The organism is Aliterella atlantica CENA595, from assembly GCF_000952155.1.
Taxonomy (GTDB): Bacteria; Cyanobacteriota; Cyanobacteriia; order Cyanobacteriales; family Chroococcidiopsidaceae; genus Aliterella; species Aliterella atlantica.
In genome coordinates this window covers 169,319-188,482 of record NZ_JYON01000007.1, presented here as the reverse complement: position 1 = coordinate 188,482, position 19,164 = coordinate 169,319, and the positions used below count along the sequence as shown (strand labels likewise).

The following is a 19,164-nucleotide window of genomic DNA, read 5'->3' as shown; positions in this document are numbered from 1 at the left end:
TACTACATAAGGAAAATCTTTAGATTAGAAAAAGTTATAGCTGTCAAAAGAAATTCAAAAGACTGCTTTTGTTTGTCTACAGAAGTTGTAGGCAATAATGAAGCCATAAGAAAAACCAATTGCAGAAGTAGCAACTTGAACTAAGGAGTCAGCGATTATGAGTTTTATTGATTGCTTGTTTTTGACAGTAGTAAACGCTGCAATTTGCATTGCTTTACCTAAAAGTTTATCTTTGATTCTCGGTCGCAAGCCTAACAGCGCTATTTAGCTATTATTTTTACACTGCCACCAAGCTCTTACTAGCTTAATCTCGTCGTAGGTGTAGCTTTCGCCCAAATGTTCGTATATAGGTCTAAGTGAAGCTGCACCAATGGTTTGAATTGCTTTGATAATGAATTGCTGGCGTACTGGAATTACTAATAAATCTAGCTCTACAGGTTGATTCATCGCAATTAACTCAGCTAAGTGAGTAACAACTGTAGCAATACTTAAGTTACGTTTTTGGGCAATTTCTTCAATAGTTAGTCCTTGTCTGTGTAGTTGTAGAGTTAGTAACTTACTATCAGAAGGGAAAGCAGCGGCTTTTGATGCGCTCGCACTACTACTTTGCATCTGCTGAGTATATTCTTTAATCTCTGCAACAAATTTCTCTCCATATTGGGCTAATTTGTGGCTACCTACTCCAGAAACTTTGCTAAATTCAGCTAAGGTTTGCGGCTGCACTTGTGCCATCATTTTCAAGCTGGAATCGGCAAATACCATGTAGGGAGCTAGCCCTTGTGCGTCAGCTACTTGTTTGCGCAAGCTACGCAACTTTTGAAATAGCATTTCTACATCAGCAGCTTTAATTGAACTACGACTATCTACTTCAGGTTTCGGCGTAGCAGGAACGGCAATAGAGACAGTCTTTTGCTTACGCATTACTTCCCAACTAAGCGCATTTAGCCGCAAAATAGAGTAACCATCAGTAGTTTGCTCTAATAAGCCTTGATGTAACAAACTCCGCCCCAAAAAGCGCCAATCGTCCGCACTTTTGTCTTTACCAATGCCGTACGTAGATAATTTGTCGTGTTCGTACTGCAAAACTTTCTGATTTTTTGAGCCGCGCAGTACGTCTACAATATGAGCCATGCCAAATCTTTCTTTGCAACGAGCAACGCAAGAAAGAAATTTCATAGCTTCGATTGTCCAATCTTCTAATGGTTTGGGGTTGCAGCAGTTATCGCAGTTATTGCAATTGCCCTCAAACCGTTCGCCAAAATAGCCAATTTGGATAGTTCTACGACAAACTGTACCTTGAGCGTAATCGATAATTTGCCGCAATTGTTGTTTAGCTATTCGTTGTTCTTGAACATCAGCTTTTTGCTCGATTAGATACTCAACTGTCTTGACATCGCCGTAGCCAAAAAAGATCGTACACCGCGCTGGTTCGTTGTCTCTACCTGCCCTTCCTGATTCTTGATAATAGCTTTCTAAGTTGCGAGGTAAGTCGTAGTGAATCACAAATCGCACATCTGGCTTATTGATTCCCATGCCAAAAGCGATCGTTGCTACCATTATTCGTACATCATCCCGAATAAAGCGCGTTTGGTTTTGCTCTCTTTCTTCGTCGCTCAATCCTGCATGATAAGGTAATGCTGAAATACCCTCTTGTTGCAACTTTTGAGTGATATCGTCAACTTTGCGGCGGCTGAGACAGTAAATAATGCCCGATCCTTGGCTTTGATTTATCGCTTGCAGTAATTGGCTGTAACTTTGTTTCTGCTTAGGTTGTACTTCGTAGTAAAGATTTGGGCGATTGAAGCTAGCGACGTGGATATTAGGTTTATTTAAGCCTAGTTGTTGAATGATATCTTGACGGACGCGATCTGTAGCTGTTGCCGTCAGTGCTATGGTAGGAACGTCTGGGTAACGTCGGCGCAGCGAATTTAGTTGGCGGTATTCTGGGCGAAAATCGTGTCCCCATTCTGAGACGCAATGGGCTTCATCAATAGCAAAAGTAGAAATACCGACTTGATGCTGTACTAAGTCGAGAAACGGTAAAAAGCGATCGCTTAACAACCTTTCTGGGGCTACGTATAGCAGTTTGACTTTACCATTAAGTATTGCTTCTTCGCGCGATCGCACTTTATAAGCGTTGAGCGTACTATTGAGGAAAGTTGCGCCAATCCCGTTATCGCGCAGGGCTTGCACTTGATCTTGCATCAAAGCAATCAGCGGTGAAACGACTACAGTTAAGCCTTTTTTCAGCAACGCAGGCAATTGAAAGCACAAAGATTTGCCGCCACCAGTAGGCATGACAACTAGCAAATCTTGGTTAGATAATGCTTGTTCGATAATTGGTTGTTGCCCAGGGCGGAAGCTAGTGTAGCCAAAATAATGCTTGAGGGCAGATTCTAGAGAGTCAAACTGAGGCATAGTTGCCGTTGTCAAGAAGATGCTAGTTCTATTTTCGCCTGATAATAGTATTTGGACAGTTTCTTAATTAAACAAATATATGCCGAAAGCAGTTTGGAATGGTACAGTTATCGCCGAAAGCGATCGCACCGAGGTTGTCGAAGGAAATCATTACTTTCCTGCTGACTCGATCAAAAAGGAATACTTCCAAGAAAGCAACACTCATACAACTTGTCCCTGGAAAGGGCTTGCTAGCTACTACAATGTGGCTGTAGACGGGCAAGTAAATAAAGATGCTGCTTGGTACTATCCTAGTGCCAAGGAAAAAGCCAAGAATATTGAGGGTTACGTCGCTTTCTGGCGCGGCGTGAAAGTCGAGTCGTAAGTAGTTGGGGGCGTTATGCCCCCTATAAAGTGCGATCGCAGCATAAGCAAGATGTAGTAATGGGAATAATAAGTTCTATATGAAAACTATTCGGCACTTTACAGCTATTATCGAACGTGAAGGCGATGAATATGTTGCCTTCTGCCCTGAATTAGATATTGCTAGTCAAGGAAACACATTAGAGCGAGCAAAAAGTAACCTAGCAGAAGCTTTAGAGTTATTTTTTGAAGTTGCCGATCCTTTAGAAATACAAAACCGTATTTTTGAGTTAACACAGTAGTTAGCCTAACAACTCATCTACATTTAAATTAATCTCTGGGAAAGCTTGAATAAATAAGCTTTGACCCCTTTGAAAAGTTTGAATATGCTGATAGCCATCAGATGCAGGCTGTCTGTAAACTTCGATATTTTGCCCATTGATATCTACTATCCAAGCTTCAGAGATATTACTAGCTGCATATAAAGGCATTTTGACGCTGCGATCGTAGTCAATAGTAGTATCGGCAACTTCTACTAGCAACAATACATCTTGTGGTTGGGGATGGGCAGTAGCGTAGAAATCAGTGCGGCGTTTGAGCAATGCGATATCTGGTTGAGGTTCAGAATAGTCGCTTAATTGGACTGGATCTTGTGCCGCAACTATAACACTAGCGCCTAGTATTTCGGCAAACAAGTTAATTAGTCGTTTAACTTGGGCAGCGTGAAGAGTACCAATTGGTGACATTTTGATAATTTCTCCTGCTATCAGTTCTACACGCTCATCTTCTTTGAGAATACCTGCCTTCACCATTTGGTGGTAATCCCAGACTGTAAATTGTTTCCTTAGTAGTTCGACAGACATAAATTACCTCATGAATTTGCGATCGCTTTATGGCAATAGCTAAAAATCTCTGCTATGATGGTTAAGCCAAATAAGCGGATGTGGCGGAATTGGCAGACGCGCTAGATTTAGGTTCTAGTTTCGCAAGAAGTGAAGGTTCAAGTCCTTTCATCCGCATTATCTCTCTATTACAGGAAGAAACCAAAGGGATCAGTTTTTATTATTACGCCTGATTGTGGGCTGCAACTGAGCTTCTGGTTTGGAGCGTAGAGGTACTGTTTCTCATTAGGTTTTCCCGACACACAAACGAGCAAAAATTGGCTGGTTAGGGTGCATAGTATCTTAACAAGGCTTGTAAATTAAGGGATTGGGAGCTAACTGCTAAATGCGATCGCTAAGTCCAGTAAAATTAGCTTTTTGATGCAGCATTCCCTAAACAGCAGGCTAAGAAATTAGTATATAGCCTATATTATTACTAATCCTTGACATTTCAGTACGCTTAAAAAATACGAGTATTTTATTTTCTCGGTAAAAATACAAAAATGCCTACTCGCTTAAAAATTTTGAATTTTCCCCTGTAATATTACAGCCGTATATTTACTTATTTGAAATTTCAACTTTATTAAGATTACTACGAATGTAGATGATTTTACAGAAGATAAAGAGCATATCATCACCAATCATCTTGTTTTCGCTATTTATTTTTCTTGTTTGCATTTCCGTACAAACTCTGAAGGCGAGAGCAAAATTCCAAAGTTAAATTTGTATTATAAATCAGTAAAAACAACGTGGTTTACATACTGGAACTAGCTAGAAATAAATATTACTTTCAATAAAATTTTATCCATTTTATAAAACTAGACATAAATTTGAACTGCAATATAAAAATTGAAGCTATGTTTCTAAACGCGTGATTTTTAATGACTAACCGCGCTTACAAGTAAAAATAATAAGTTTTTAGTGTAATTAATAGTTTAGTTTGGCTGCGACGTATCAACGTTGAGCGGTTATGCTTTGCTGCGCGGTAGGTTCACCATATTTAATCTCCCGTTATGTCAGCATCATTAGAATTACAAAAATCTATAGAAATATCACTTCAGAATCTTAAAAATCTAGATGGGCTTAAAAAGCTATTTTGGAGTCAGTTAAATTACGATCGCGTTAATAAAGCACTTTCTCGTCGAGCCTTACCTGTCAAAGTTGATAATGAACTAGAGGAAGATCCATTATTATTAGCTTCTGGGGGAGTCAATAAAGATTTTTATATTATTTATACTCGGCTAAAGTCAGAGCAGCTATCAAGAGAACAAGAAAGAAATATTGTAGACTACCTTTTACAAAAGCATCCATATTCTCTGTTTGTTTTTTCCAATAAAGCACAATCACAATGGCATTTTCTAAACGTTAAATATGACAGTACAATTCAAAGGCGAAAGCTTTTCCGGCGTATTACTGTTGGAGAAGGAGAGCAATTAAGAATAGCAACGGAACAAATAAGTTTACTGGATCTTGAATCTATAAAATCAGATGCATCACCTTTCGACATTCAGCAACGCCATGACGAAGCATTTGATGTTGAGGTAGTCACTAATAAATTTTTCGACCAGTATCGTATAATTTTTGAGAAAGTTGAAAGGCTAATTCAGCCGACTCTTAAAGATGACGAGCGCCGACGGTTATTTACCCAAAAGTTGTTTAACCGTTTGATGTTTATTGCTTTTATTCAGAAAAAAGGTTGGCTGAAGTTTAATGGTAAAACTGACTATTTATCAGCCTTGTGGCAAGATTATCAGAAGGATAACAGTAATAATAAGAATTTCTACCGCGATCGCCTATCGCACCTCTTTTTTGCAGGACTCAATAATCCTCAACAGCAAGACATAGCTGGTATCAATAATGGCGGCTATCTTAAATACTTAATTGGTAGAGTGCCTTATCTAAACGGTGGGCTATTTGAAAGAGACGAAGATGATAAAGACTCTCGAATTATTGTATCAGACGAGTGTGTAGATACTATTCTTCATGACCTTTTTCAGCGCTTTGCTTTTACCGTCACTGAGAGTACGCCCCTAGATGTAGAGGTAGCAGTAGATCCCGAAATGTTAGGAAAGGTGTTTGAAGAGTAGGAAAGGTGTTTGAAGAGTTGGTCACAAATAGACATGGTTCTGGTAGTTATTATACTCCTAAACCAATTGTTTCTTTCATGTGCCGAGAAGCATTGAAGGGCTATCTAAAAACTCAGGTTTCAGGAGAGTTACCGGATGCAATAGATCGATTTGTTGATGACCACGATCCAATAGATTTAGGGAATCCAGAAGCTATTTTAGAAGCATTACGGTGGGTTCGTACCTGCGATTTAGCTTGTGGTAGCGGGGCATACTTATTAGGAATGTTGCATGAATTATTAGATTTACGGCAATGCTTGTTTAATGCTAAAAAGCTTGACTCAAAAACTACATATCAACGAAAGTTAGAAATTATAGAAAATAATATTTATGGAGTAGATATCGATTTAATTGCTGTTAATATTGCTCGTTTAAGGTTGTGGCTATCTCTAGCAGTAGAATATGAGGGAGATGACCCCAAACCATTGCCAAACTTGAAATATAAAATTGAAATGGGAGATAGTTTGATTGCACCTAATCCTAGAAGAGTAAGTTCGATTCAAGACATATGCATCCAGCAATATCGAGATGCTAAAGCTCGTTATATGAAGGCACACTTAGGAGGTGAGAAGAAGGCTTTACAAGAAGAAGTTATAAGACTGAAAACAGAGATTGCCCTATTAACTCATGGTAGCAGTAAAGTATCTGGCTTTGATTGGGCAGTAGAATTTGCTAAGGTATTCGCAGATGGTGGTTTTGATGTTGTAGTAGCGAATCCACCCTATGTCCGGCAAGAATTAATTAAACATTTAAAGCCTACACTACAAAAGGTTTATCCAGACGTTTATACCGGAACCGCTGATTTGTATTGCTACTTTTACGCCCGTGCTTTGGAATTACTACGTCCCAATGGAATGTTAACGTTTATTTCTCCTAATAAATGGTTTCGGGCTAAGTACGGTTCAAAATTACGGCAGTATATTGCTGAAACTTCCCAGGTTCATAGCATTACAGATTTTGGAGAGTTACCAGTATTTAAAAGTGCTGCTACGTTTCCAATGATTTTTATTGCCCAGAATGGAAAAACAGTTAGTAAATCAACTATTTTTACTCAAGTTAAATCTTTAAAATCTCCCTATCCTAATGTTTTATCAGTTATTCGGGAGAGAGGGCAAAGTTTACCACATACAGCTATAAGTGGATCAAATTGGTTACTAACTGACACCACTTCTGCTAATAAACTCAAAAAGATGGAAGCAGCAGGGATTCCATTAGTTGAGTATGTCAATGGTCAGATTTATTATGGTGTCAAGACGGGGTTCAACAAGGCATTTGTTATTGATGAAGCAAAACGAGCAGAATTAATTGCCCAAGATCCTAAAAGTGCAGAAATTATCAAGCCACTAGCTGTAGGTGACGACATTCGCAAATGGCGCATAAACTATCAGAATAAGTGGTTAATATTAACAAAGCATGGTATTAACATAAATGCTTACCCTGCTATTAAAGCTCATTTATCTTGTTGGCAAGCACGGTTAACACCAAAAGAAACGGGAAAAGAATCTCAAGGACGAGCGCGTGGTGATTATAAATGGTACGAACTCCAAGCTAGTCCTGGGGACACACATAGATTTGAGAGAACTAAGATTATGTATCCCGTTATTGCTAAACAATCTCGTTTTACTCTTGATACTAAAGGTTTAGTACCTAACGACAAAGCTTTTATTATACCTGTAAATGATCTTTATCTTCTTGGCGTGCTAAATTCTACCCCTACATGGGTATATCTAAAAAATAGTTGTTCTGTACTCGGTGATGCGGAAAAAGGTGGAAGACTAGAATTAAGAGCAATTTATATAAATAAAATTCCTATACCTAAAGCTTCTGCCACCGAACAAGAAGCTATATCTAAATTAGTACAAAAATGTCTAAATGCTAAAGGAGTTGGATGTGAAGCATGGGAAAAAGAAATAGACGATCGCGTCACTACCCTATACGGACTGTAGGACAATAGAGAAAAGAGTAGATCTCGCCTTCCTTATTAATAATTGCTAAGGTAAAAACCATGCTATCCTCTATAAACTTTTTTGGCGTTGAAGAATACTTGCAATTAGAGAAATCTAGCGAAATTCGTCACGAATATCTTGGCGGTCAAATCTTCGCAATGTCAGGTGGTAGTAAAGAACATAATTTGATTGCTGGAAATATCTACTCTCACCTACGTTCTCATTTGCGGGGTAGTTCCTGTAGCGTCTTTATGGCTGACATGAAAGTCAAGATAGAACTAGCCAATAAAGCAAATGGTATATTTTACTATCCTGATGTTGTAGTTACTTGCAACTCCCAAGACCAAGACCGCTTTTTTTTAAATTATCCTTGTTTAATCATAGAGGTATTATCACCAAGCACAGAAACTACAGACAAACGAGAAAAACTTGTTAATTACCAAACTTTAGAAAGCTTACGAGAATATGTATTAGTATCTCAAGATGAAATCAAAGTAGAAGTTTATCGTCAAGATGCTCAAGGAAATTGGTCAGTGCAAACTTTGAGTAAGGGTGATGACATAGAATTAAACTCAGTAGGGTTAACCCTAACAATGGCAGACATTTACGAAGATGTATTCACTTTTTAAGGTTGAATAAATTATGCAATCGGCTTTACACATCACAACCAAAGTATTACCAGGAAACAAAATAGAAATTCAAATTCCCGAAGCTGCAATCGGCGATCGCGTTGATGTATTTGTCGTTCTACCAGAAAAACCCGAATCTAAACGGCATTGTGTCGTAGATTTAATAGAAGAAATCCGCAGTAAACGTCTCTCCTTCAGAACCACCGAGGATATAGATCGGCAAGTACGAGAGGAAAGGGAATCATGGGACAGCTAGTAATGGCTTCCTCTAGCATTATTTACATAGACACATCTATATTTATTTATACCGTAGAAGGCAATCCTGATTATTATTCACTACTGCAACCACTATGGTCGAAGTTTCAATTAGGTGAAATTGAAATTATTAGCAGCGAACTAATACTTATGGAAACCCTAGTCGTACCCTTGAGAAATGCGAATAATGCGCTGATTGCAGACTACGAACAACTGCTATTGTCATCAGATATGAGACTAATTTCTATTAGTCAATCTGTGCTAAGTCAAGCTGCAACTCTCAGGGCTACTACTAACCTAAAGACACCTGATGCCATTCATGCAGCTACAGCCTTATCTGTAAATTGTACCCAATTTATTACCAATGATAAAGCTTTTCGTAATGTGTCCGGCTTGCCCGTTGTTGTTCTCAGCGAAGTCTTAGCATCTTAAACAGTATTTAATTTAAACCTCAAATATTTATATTTACCCGCGCATTTCAGCCAACTTTTGAGTCAGCCGTTGGCGCGTCCATACTTGCATTTTCCAGTAAAAAATATGCCTACACATGACATTATAGATAACCGCAATCAGAAATTAGTAGATCAAATAAATTGCATTCTCGACTCATCATCAACCGCTCATTTTGCAGTAGGTTATTTCTTTCTTTCTGGCTTTACTGCGATCGCCGATCGCCTGACCAATATAAAAGAACTACGCCTACTAATTGGCAACACCACCAACCGCGAAACTATCGAACAAATCGCCCAAGGCTACCGACAACTAGAATTAATTAGCGATCGCATCGAAGCCCAAACCTACCCCAAACGCACTGAAGTTGAACAAATGACAACGGATACAGCAGCTAATATCCGTTCCAGTATAGAGCTAATGGATCAGACCGATGAAGCTGAGACACTGGTAAAAAACTTAGTGCAGATGATTGAGGAAAAACGGCTTCATGTGAAAATTTACACTAAAGGAACATTACACGCCAAAGCTTATATTTTCGACTACGCTACTGTCTTCAACGAGCGAGGTAGACCCCTAGAACGGTCAGAAAACGGTATTGCTATTGTTGGGTCATCTAATCTTACCCTGTCCGGTATCTCCAATAATACCGAACTCAATGTAGTAATTCATGGCAATAATAATCATGCAGAATTAACCCACTGGTTTGCAGAACTTTGGCACGAAGCAGATGATTTCAACGAAGCCTTGATGCGCGAGATGCAACAGTCTTGGGCTGCTACTCTCGTCCGTCCTTATGACGTTTACATGAAAACTCTGTATGCATTGGTGCGCGATCGCTTAGAAGATACCACGCCAAAAGACATTATCTTAGAAGACGAAATTACCAAACAGTTAGCAGAATTTCAAAAAGTCGCCGTTAATCATGCCATCCAAAACATCCGAGATTACGGCGGGGCTTTTGTTTCTGATGTCGTAGGACTAGGTGAAAGCTTTATTGGGGCAGCAATTGTTAAACGTTTTGAACAAACAGAACGCGCCCGTCCCTTAATAATCTGCCCTCCTCCATTAATCGAAATGTGGGAACGCTACAACGAAGTTTATCAACTAAATGCTCGCGTCCTTTCAATGGGGCTGCTGAAGGAAGATGATGAAAATGGGGTAATGGTTCTTTTAGATGATTTCAGGTATAAAGATAGAGACTTCGTACTAATTGACGAAAGCCATAACCTGCGAAATAACACTACACAACGGTATAAAGTCTTAGAGACATTTTTAGCTGCTGGTAAACGTTGTTGCTTGTTAACAGCTACTCCTCGTAACAAAAGTGCTTGGGATATCTATCACCAACTCAAACTATTCCATCAAGATGACAAAACAGACTTACCTATAGATCCGCCCGATTTAAAAGAATACTTCCGGTTAGTCGAGAAAGGCGAGAAGAAACTACCAGAGTTACTATCTCACATTCTGATTCGACGCACCCGCAATCATATCTTACGTTTTTACGGATTCGACGCAGCAACCCACGATCGTGTAGATCCAACTAACTTTGGCGAGTATCTAAGTGGAAAACGACAGGCTTACGTCATTGTTGGGAGTCAGCATCGCTTTTTCCCTAAGCGAGAACTGGAAACAATTGAATACAGTATTGAGGATACTTACCAGGGGCTTTACCAAGAATTACGTCAGTACATAGGTAAACCACGTAAACGTCAATTAGGTAAACCACCAATTAACGAACTCAGTTATGCCCGTTATGGACTCTGGAATTATGTTTTAAAAGATAAACAGCGGCAAGAACCTTATATTACATTACAAAGGGCGGGCGCAAATTTGCGTGGTTTGATGCGAGTGCTGTTATTTAAGCGCTTCGAGTCTAGCGTTTACGCCTTTCAAGTAACAATTGATAGATTGTTGCTGGTGCATCAACGATTTTTCCACGCACTATCTCAAGGATTTGTCCCAGCAGGAGAAGAAGCACAAACTCTTTTGTCTGAAGATTGCGATCGCGCTGAAGAACAAGACTTGATGGATGCTTTACGTCAAGTCTCAAATAAATACGATCTAGCTGATTTTGATGCCGAAAAATTACAACAGCATATCGAGCATGACATTCATATTCTCAAACAAATTCAGGAATTAGTTGCACAAATTACTCCTGACAAAGACGCTAAATTACAAACCCTTAAAAAGTGGTTATCTAAGCCTCCTCTCCAAGGTAAAAAAAGATTAATTTTTACTCAATATGCTGATACAGCCAAGTATCTGCATGACAACTTAAAAGCGCAAGGCAAGCAAGATGATATCGATGTAATTTATAGTGGTAGCAGCAAGAATAAAGCTCGTGCAGTTGGCAGATTTGCACCTAAAGCTAATAAAGAATACAAATTTAGACTCGGAGAATCAGAACTAAATACCCTTATTGCTACTGATGTTCTAGCAGAAGGCTTAAACCTTCAAGATGGTGACTCAATAATTAACTACGACCTGCATTGGAACCCAGTTAGATTAATTCAGCGTTTTGGTCGAATTGACCGCATTGGTAGCGAGAAAGATATAATTTATGGTTTTAACTTCTTGCCAGAATTAGGCATTGAACGTAACTTAGGTTTGCAGCAGAAACTTAAAAATAGAATTCAAGAAATTCACGATACTATTGGTGAAGACTCTGCCATTCTCGATCGCACTGAGCAACTTAATGAAGAAGCTTTATATGCTATTTACGAGCAAAAAGGCAAACAGTTGAGTCTGTTCGATCCTGAAGAGGAGGAAGAATTTTTAGATTTAAATGAAGCTGAGGAAATTCTTAGGCAGCTACAGAATAACGATCCTGTTGAATTTGAGCGCATTGCTACATTACCCAATGGTATTCGTACAGCTAAGGTATCAATGCAAAAGGCAACATACGTATTTTGTGAAGCATCAGATCCAAATCGACCGCATATTAAAGGCTATCAGCAGTTGTTTTTGGTAGACTCTCAAGGACAGGTAATTTCTAGAGATATCCCTCGTATATTAGGCGCAATTAAGACCGATGTAAATCTCCCCGCTGCTGCACTCCCCAAAAACCACAATACTACTGTCATGCGTGTAAAGCGTCAGTTTGCCGAAGAAGTCAAGCATCGCCAAGCTGAAAAGGAATACAACCAGCGTTTAACTTCGGGGCAAAGATATATTCTGCGAGAACTAAGAATCTATTTTAAGGCGATCGCAGATGAGGAAGTAAAAGCCCAAGTTAATATCTTAGAGCGAGTGTTTCGTGGTTCAATCACTCAAGCAATCAGCCGTGAGATAAATACGTTACGACATAACGGCATAACAGATCGAGATTTATTCAACCAACTATTGAAGATTTACAATCAGCACAATATGCGTGAGTGGTTAAACAATAACAGTATGCCGACACTATCTAATCCAGTCCCTATCATTGTTTGTAGCGAAGCTTTAATTTAAGTTCACTCAATTTTGCCCCGCTTCTGAGAGTTTGCCATTGCCGTAAAAGACGTGAAACACTTTAGCCATAATAGTCAGTTGTCAACTAACTCAACGTTTTTTCTGCACTTGCTGCCATTTTTGTTGCAAATGCTTTAACGGTGGAACTTTACCCCCATAGCGCCAGCTAACATACGCTTTGCAAATTTCCTCAATTACTTGGGCTATAGCTGGGGGTTGTTGTAGTTGTGCGGCTTGAGAGTATTCTAGCGGGGTTTGGTAGGGGGGTTTGCGATCGCCTTTTTGAGCAGTCCAAGCTAGCATTTGTTGATACAATCTTTCCATTTCTGGAAGTTTTGCTAAACGATGGCGGTAGCGCCATGCTTGCAATTGTTGCCAAGCTAGCCAAGATAAAAACCCCATTCCAGTAGCAATAGTTAGCCCTGTTATAATACCTGCCCAACCTTGGGTAAATAGACTTAAAAATAGAGCGATCGCGCCAAATATCCAAGCAAATATATTAGTAAGTAAACCACTAACAGGAGTTGGCAACCAGCCAGCGATCCAAGCCCAAAATTGTCGCAATACGCCGAATGTTTGCGTTTCTTCTACTGAAGGCGGAATTAAGGGATGATTTGGAATTGGATCGAATGCAAACCAGCCATACTTAGGGAAATAAACTTCGCTCATCGCATAAGCATCGGTATTTCGCACTACGTATAGCCCTGTAAATGGGTTAAATTGCCCAGGGCTAAAGCCTGCTACTAACCGCGCTGGGATGCCGATAGAACGCAGCATGATAGTTAAAGTAGTGGAAAAATGATCGGGATAGCCGCCTTGATTTTTAAATAAGAATGTTTCGACTAAATCCTCGTTGTCAGCCAAGGGCGGTAAACCAAAGGGATTGTCAGGAATGGAGTAGCGTTGCTTGAGATACTGAGCTAGATATAAAGTTTTTTCGTATGCTGAGGTTAAGGGTTTAGTCGATTTGGCTACTCTTTCTTGGTTGTAGTTATCTAAAATTTCTAAAGTGCGATCGCGCACCCGTGACAAAATTGCTGGCGGAACTTGCAAATAATAGTCTTGGATACGTTGCGGATAATTATTACCAGCTTGCTGTAAAGACGTGCGATCGCGAAATGGTACTTCTGAAACTACTGTATAAGTCATATCTTCAACTAATCCTACAGGCGCTCGCAAACCTCCTTCTAGATCGATTGCTACTTCGGCTGTGGGAAAATACAGTTGTTTGGGATCGGCTAATGCTGGAATTAAATTCGGCAAGTCTGAGACTACTGTGTAAGTTTGGACTACTTCCTTGGTGCGTCCTCTAGATATTGGCAAAGGTACAGACATTTGGTAAGACCAACTAGAACGAGTAATTTTTTGTACTTGTTCGTTGCGAGAAATCTCCCAACCTTTACCTGTATAGCGATCGAAAGCCAAAACTCGCCAAAATCCCTCAGCTTGCGATCGCACTCTCATCACTATTTTGGGTTTGAGAAAACCCCGTAAATTCTGGTCAATAGTGCTATTAAATCCATAATAAAAGGTATCGTCTAGTTGACCTGGTTGCCTCTGCGTACCGCCTCTTCCAGTTCCATTACCCGTTCCATTACCTTCACGCACGTAGCCAGGATTGGTAATGCTGCGCCCGTCAAACTGCCCTTGATAATTGATAGATTGACTAACTGGAAACGTCCGCAATTGATAGCCTGGAAAGCGGGGTAAAAAGGCAAAAATAACTAATCCTAAGCCCAAAACCACCAAAAATATCAATCCCAAGTTTTTTGCAGTTACAGGTATTTTGGCTTTGAGAGAACTTGCTGGCTGGCGGATACCCAAACGCGAACGATAATCTAAAACTAATATAGGTAGAGCGATCGCCAAAAACACGAGTAATATTGGTGCAAAAGCTAATGTTTGGCTAACAGTACCAGCAACGCCCAATAAAATTAGTCCGATAACAATGGAATAGCCTAAATCTTTACGCCTGGGTAAATCGAAACTATGAAATACCTGGATTTGAATTAATAAATCTGCTAAAACTAGCCTAGTATCGTTTAGATTGCCCAAAATCCGCCCAAAAAAGGCTCCCAAAGCTACTAGCATTCCCAGCGCGATACAGAATTTCAGGGTAATATTGCGATCGCGGCGACGATACCAACTCCAGGATGCGCCAACAATACTAGATGGTATTGCCCATAAGCTATTTTGCGTCTGTGCCGCAATATCGACAGCAATAATTCCTACTATTACCAACGCTTGCACCAATACTCGCAGCCAGATGGAATCTTCGACATCTTTACTAGGTACGTATTGGGGTAATCTTAGCGGCAAGAGCGATCGCATTATTGTTAAGCTACAGGGCGATTCGATAATGGCACATAATTTTAGATTTGCCATTATCTAGGTGTGTCCCTTTTGATAAAACAAGCTATGAACTTAGATCGACAAATTCAATCTTTAATTGATGATGCGCCTGACGATGGCATTACACCGCGCATTGTAAACGCGATCGCACCTGGGCTTAAACAATTAGCTGCAAAGTTACGCCACGAGCAGTATTACATTGTACAAAGCTTAGAGGGAGAATGGGTAGTAACGACAATAAGCGATCGCCAAAAGCCCAAAATCCAACGGTGCGTTATTTACGCCTTTCCCACCCTCCAAGATATCCCTAAAACTACAGATACCCAATTAATTGCTGTACCCATCGCCGTCACCCATATTTTGTTTCAGCTATTATCTTTAGAAACAGTTGATAGCATCGTCTTTTTGGAAATCCCAGGTGACGCTAATACTGGCTATGAGATTAAACGTGCAGATATGCAGAAGTTAGTCCAAGTCCAACTCAATCCAAAATCTCTATTTAACCAAATACCACCCGATATCGCTTAACTTCTAGTACATCCGGCTTAAAACATAGTCAGTCATATCAACCAAAGCTTGCTTAGACTCAGAAGCAGGTAAATCGGCTAAGTGTTCTACTGCTAAATGGGCGTGATGGGCTGCAAGTTCGCGCGACTTCTCAATTCCGTGACTATCTTGAATCAGGGCGATCGCTTGCTCCAAATCCCCCGCTTTTTCAAACTGTCTAGAAATCAATGTTTCTAAATAAGGCTTTTCTGCTAAAGCATACAACGCTGGGGCGGTAAGATTGCCAGAGCTAATATCGGCAAGTGCTGGTTTGCCTAAACTACTGGTAGAACCTGTAAAGTCTAAAATATCATCGACAATTTGGAATGCTAGCCCCCAATGCTTGCCATAACCGTATAAATGTTCGGCTGTTTCTCTAGAAACATCGCTAAGTAAAGCCGCCGCTTTAGCACTGTTGGCGATTAAGGAAGCAGTTTTATAATAACTTTTGTCTAAATAAGCTTCGATTGTTACTTCAGGGTCAAATTTCGTCATTCCTTGCTGAATTTCGCCTGTAGCGAAGTTCATAATTACTTCTGACAGCAGTTTGACGACTTCCAAGTTATCTAAGTTGGCTAAATACCAAGAAGATTGAGCAAATAAAAAGTCTCCAGCTAGCAAGGCTACACCATTACCAAATAGACTATTTACAGTCGGTACGCCGCGCCGCATCTCTGATTCGTCTACCACATCGTCGTGGACTAAACTTGCCGTGTGGATCATTTCAGTAATTTCAGCTAGCCTGCGATGGCGATCGCTTATTTCTTTTCCTGCCATTGTCGCCCGTGCTGCTAGTAGTACAATAGCTGGGCGCACTCGCTTTCCCCCAGCGGCGAACAAGTGTTTGGCGGCTTCGTAGAAAATCGGGTGTCGAGTACCTACGAGCTTAATTAAATTCTCTGACAGCAAACGCAGGTCTGCTTCAACTGGGGAAAAGAGAGAGGTTGCTGAGGTCATAGGTGAGCCGACTCTGAGTTTATTTTACGAAAATTTACATACTCTATACTTATTTTAAGCTATGCGTCGGCTAGGGGGAAGTTGCATTTATAGCTAATTCGTAATTCGTAATTCGTAATTCGTAATTTACGTAGTAACACGCAGGAAACCAGGGGTAATTCGTAATTCGTGATTCGTAATTCGTAATTTACGCAGTAACACACAGGAAACCAGGGGTAATTCGTAATTCGTAATTTACGCAGTAACACACAGGAAACTAGGGGAAGCAGAGGAAGCTTAAATTATTTTCTTCCTTGTCTTCCTTATCCCTACTCTTCTAACTCAAAATTCAAAACTCAAAACTACTTACAACCAATTCTTCGCTAAACTGACATATTGAGAAATTGAGGAACGCTGCACATGGCATCCATCCGCGAGTTGCACCACCAACTAATTAGTAAAGAACGTTCTGCCCAAGAAATTGCCCAAGCAGCCTTGAATCGCATCGCAGCGTTAGAACCAAAATTGCATAGCTTTTTGTGCGTGACAGCAGAACACGCTATATCGCAAGCGAAAGCCGTTGATGCCAAAATTTCTGCTGGAGAAGAAATCGGGCTACTAGCAGGCATTCCTATCGGCATCAAAGACAATATGTGTACTAAAGGCATCCCCACAACCTGCGCCTCGAAGATGCTGGCAGATTTTGTCCCGCCTTACGAATCAACAGTAACGCAAAAATTAGCCCAAGCTGGGGCAGTAACCGTAGGTAAAACAAACCTCGATGAGTTTGCAATGGGTAGTTCTACAGAAAATTCTGCCTATCATGTCACAGCTAATCCTTGGGATATTACGCGAGTACCAGGAGGCTCTTCAGGCGGTTCAGCCGCCGCTGTAGCTGCTGATGAGTGTACGATCGCTTTAGGTTCGGATACGGGTGGTTCTATTCGCCTTCCGGCTTCATTTTGTGGCGTAGTTGGGATGAAGCCGACTTATGGATTAGTATCGCGGTTTGGGTTAGTAGCTTTTGGTTCTTCTTTAGATCAAATTGGACCTTTTGGACGCAGTGTAGAAGATACGGCAATATTGTTAAATGCGATCGCTGGATACGATCCCAAAGACTCAACTAGCCTCAAAGTAGATATTCCTGACTATACTCAATCGTTAAAGCCTGACTTAAAAAATCTCAAAATCGGCATTATTAAAGAGACTTTTGGCGATGGCTTAGATCCGGTAATTGCTACAGCAGTAAATAAAGCTATAGAACAACTCAAACAATTAGGTGCAGAAGTTCGAGAAATTTCTTGCCCTCGTTTCCGTTACGGCTTACCTAGTTACTACATTATTGCGCCTTCGGAAGTATCGGCAAATTTAGCTAGGTATGACGGCGTTAAGTACGGTTTCCGCACGCCAGATCCCGAAAACTTGCTCTCAATGTACACAGATACTCGCGCTGAGGGTTTTGGTACTGAAGTCAAGCGGCGGATTATGGTAGGAACTTATACGCTATCTGCTGGTTATTACGACGCTTACTATCTCAAAGCCCAAAAAGTCCGTACTTTAATTAAGCAAGATTTTGAGAAAGCTTTTGAACAAGTTGATGTTTTAGTATCGCCGACTGCACCAACTACAGCCTTTAAAGCTGGGGAGAAGAATGCCGATCCTTTGAGTATGTATCTCACTGATTTGATGACAATTCCTGTAAATTTGGCTGGTTTGCCAGGAATTAGCGTTCCTTGTGGCTTTGATGATGGTGGTTTGCCAATTGGGTTGCAGCTAATTAGTAATGTATTGCGGGAAGATTTGTTATTTCAGGTAGCTTATGCTTACGAACAGTCTACTGATTGGAAGACGCATACACCACAATTGTCATAAAGAAAAAGGCGAGGAGTGGAAAAATCTCCAGATTTCATTCCTCGCTAGGAGATCGATCTGTGTTGCAAAAATTATGGGTTAAATTGATAGTAGTTACAGGAATTTTAACTGCGATCGCCTATTTGGCTGCTTGTTTCTTGCTTTATTTCCTGCAAACTCGTTTCATTTTCTTTCCCTCATCTGTTATTGAAATAACGCCCAAGGCTTTCAACCGCAAATATCAAGATGTATGGATACCTGTGCTTGCAGCATCAGGTAAGGTGGAAAAAATGCATGGTTGGTGGATTCCCGCAGCTACATCTAATGCTAATGTACTACTTTATCTACATGGTAATGGCGTAAATATTGGGGCTAATGCTGCTCATGCCGATCGCTTTCACCAGATGGGTTTTGCTGTGCTAATAATAGACTATCGCGGCTACGGGCTAAGTGAAGGTAGCTTTCCCACTGAAAAGAGTGTTTACCTTGATGCTACAACTGCGTGGGATTACTTAGTCACACAAAGACATATTCAACCTAGTAATATCTTTATTTACGGACATTCTTTAGGTGGTGCGATCGCAATTGATTTAGCAGTGCAACAACCACAAGCAGCAGGAATAATTATTGAAAGTTCTTTTACTTCTATTCAAAACATAGTAAATATTCGCGGTCAATTTAGATTATTTCCTGTTAATATCATTCTCAATCAGCACTTTGATTCTATTAACAAAGTGAAAGGTTTACAAATGCCAGTCTTATTCATTCATGGTACTGATGACTTTGTAGTTCCAGTTGATATGAGCAAACAGTTATACGCTGCTGCGCCAGAACCAAAGCAGTTAATAATAGTACCAAATGCCGGACATAACGATGTTGCTGAAATTGCAGGTTTACAATACTTCCAAATAGTAAACAAGTTTGTTCGGCTAGCTGAATGATAAAATAAATATATCTGCTTAAGCAGTAATATTTG

13 protein-coding genes, 1 tRNA gene and 1 pseudogene are annotated in these 19,164 nt (G+C 40.2%); 11 read left to right on the top strand and 4 right to left on the bottom strand.

The window, feature by feature from the left end; translation table 11 throughout:
- Nucleotides 1-264: 264 nt before the first annotated feature.
- Nucleotides 265-2,418 carry a DNA helicase RecQ gene (gene recQ / locus UH38_RS09050; protein ID WP_045054321.1) on the bottom strand — a complete coding sequence of 718 codons (2,154 nt, stop codon included), beginning with the start codon at nucleotides 2,416-2,418 and terminating at the stop codon, nucleotides 265-267.
- Nucleotides 2,419-2,497: 79 nt separating this feature from the next.
- Here recQ and UH38_RS09045 point away from each other — a divergent pair, with 79 nt between their 5' ends.
- On the top strand, nucleotides 2,498-2,782 hold the full coding sequence (locus tag UH38_RS09045; RefSeq protein WP_045054320.1) for a DUF427 domain-containing protein: 285 nt from the start codon (nucleotides 2,498-2,500) through the stop codon (nucleotides 2,780-2,782).
- Nucleotides 2,783-2,861: 79 nt separating this feature from the next.
- The gene (locus UH38_RS09040) at nucleotides 2,862-3,062 is read left to right on the top strand and encodes a type II toxin-antitoxin system HicB family antitoxin (protein WP_045054319.1); all 201 of its coding nucleotides are present in this window, start codon (nucleotides 2,862-2,864) and stop codon (nucleotides 3,060-3,062) included.
- Here UH38_RS09040 and UH38_RS09035 read toward each other — a convergent pair whose 3' ends face one another.
- The gene (locus UH38_RS09035; RefSeq protein ID WP_045054318.1) at nucleotides 3,063-3,623 is read right to left on the bottom strand and encodes a Uma2 family endonuclease; all 561 of its coding nucleotides are present in this window, start codon (nucleotides 3,621-3,623) and stop codon (nucleotides 3,063-3,065) included. It lies immediately after the preceding gene.
- A gap of 74 nt (nucleotides 3,624-3,697) precedes the next feature.
- Here UH38_RS09035 and UH38_RS09030 point away from each other — a divergent pair.
- The 6 genes and pseudogenes from UH38_RS09030 (at nucleotide 3,698) to UH38_RS09005 (ending at nucleotide 12,503) form a co-directional block, all read left to right on the top strand.
- Nucleotides 3,698-3,779: transfer RNA gene (locus tag UH38_RS09030), tRNA-Leu, on the top strand.
- 875 nt (nucleotides 3,780-4,654) lie between these two features.
- A pseudogene (locus UH38_RS28435) lies at nucleotides 4,655-7,713 on the top strand (Eco57I restriction-modification methylase domain-containing protein).
- Between the two features lie 59 nt (nucleotides 7,714-7,772).
- Nucleotides 7,773-8,342, top strand: a complete 570-nt coding sequence (locus UH38_RS09020; protein WP_045054317.1) for a Uma2 family endonuclease — start codon at nucleotides 7,773-7,775, stop codon at nucleotides 8,340-8,342.
- A 13-nt stretch (nucleotides 8,343-8,355) separates the two neighbouring features.
- The gene (locus tag UH38_RS09015; protein ID WP_045054316.1) at nucleotides 8,356-8,598 is read left to right on the top strand and encodes a hypothetical protein; all 243 of its coding nucleotides are present in this window, start codon (nucleotides 8,356-8,358) and stop codon (nucleotides 8,596-8,598) included.
- Nucleotides 8,586-9,029, top strand: coding sequence for a type II toxin-antitoxin system VapC family toxin (locus UH38_RS09010; RefSeq protein WP_045054315.1), 444 nt, complete (start codon nucleotides 8,586-8,588; stop codon nucleotides 9,027-9,029). The genes UH38_RS09015 and UH38_RS09010 overlap by 13 nt, the downstream gene beginning before the upstream one ends.
- A gap of 105 nt (nucleotides 9,030-9,134) precedes the next feature.
- Nucleotides 9,135-12,503 carry a helicase-related protein gene (locus UH38_RS09005; protein WP_045054314.1) on the top strand — a complete coding sequence of 1,123 codons (3,369 nt, stop codon included), beginning with the start codon at nucleotides 9,135-9,137 and terminating at the stop codon, nucleotides 12,501-12,503.
- A 90-nt stretch (nucleotides 12,504-12,593) separates the two neighbouring features.
- Here UH38_RS09005 and UH38_RS09000 read toward each other — a convergent pair whose 3' ends face one another.
- Nucleotides 12,594-14,834 carry a transglutaminase TgpA family protein gene (locus tag UH38_RS09000; protein ID WP_045054352.1) on the bottom strand — a complete coding sequence of 747 codons (2,241 nt, stop codon included), beginning with the start codon at nucleotides 14,832-14,834 and terminating at the stop codon, nucleotides 12,594-12,596.
- 87 nt (nucleotides 14,835-14,921) lie between these two features.
- Here UH38_RS09000 and UH38_RS08995 point away from each other — a divergent pair, with 87 nt between their 5' ends.
- Complete coding sequence (locus UH38_RS08995; RefSeq protein WP_045054313.1) at nucleotides 14,922-15,383, top strand: hypothetical protein; 462 nt, start codon at nucleotides 14,922-14,924, stop codon at nucleotides 15,381-15,383.
- Between the two features lie 3 nt (nucleotides 15,384-15,386).
- Here the strand turns inward: UH38_RS08995 and sds are convergent, their stop codons facing one another.
- Nucleotides 15,387-16,358, bottom strand: coding sequence for a solanesyl diphosphate synthase (sds, locus tag UH38_RS08990; protein ID WP_045054312.1), 972 nt, complete (start codon nucleotides 16,356-16,358; stop codon nucleotides 15,387-15,389).
- 399 nt (nucleotides 16,359-16,757) lie between these two features.
- Here sds and gatA point away from each other — a divergent pair, with 399 nt between their 5' ends.
- The gene (gatA, locus tag UH38_RS08985; RefSeq protein WP_045054311.1) at nucleotides 16,758-18,209 is read left to right on the top strand and encodes an Asp-tRNA(Asn)/Glu-tRNA(Gln) amidotransferase subunit GatA; all 1,452 of its coding nucleotides are present in this window, start codon (nucleotides 16,758-16,760) and stop codon (nucleotides 18,207-18,209) included.
- Nucleotides 18,210-18,268: 59 nt separating this feature from the next.
- Nucleotides 18,269-19,129 (top strand): alpha/beta hydrolase, encoded by an 861-nt coding sequence (locus tag UH38_RS08980; RefSeq protein WP_045054310.1) that lies wholly within the window; start codon nucleotides 18,269-18,271, stop codon nucleotides 19,127-19,129.
- Nucleotides 19,130-19,164: the final 35 nt, after the last annotated feature.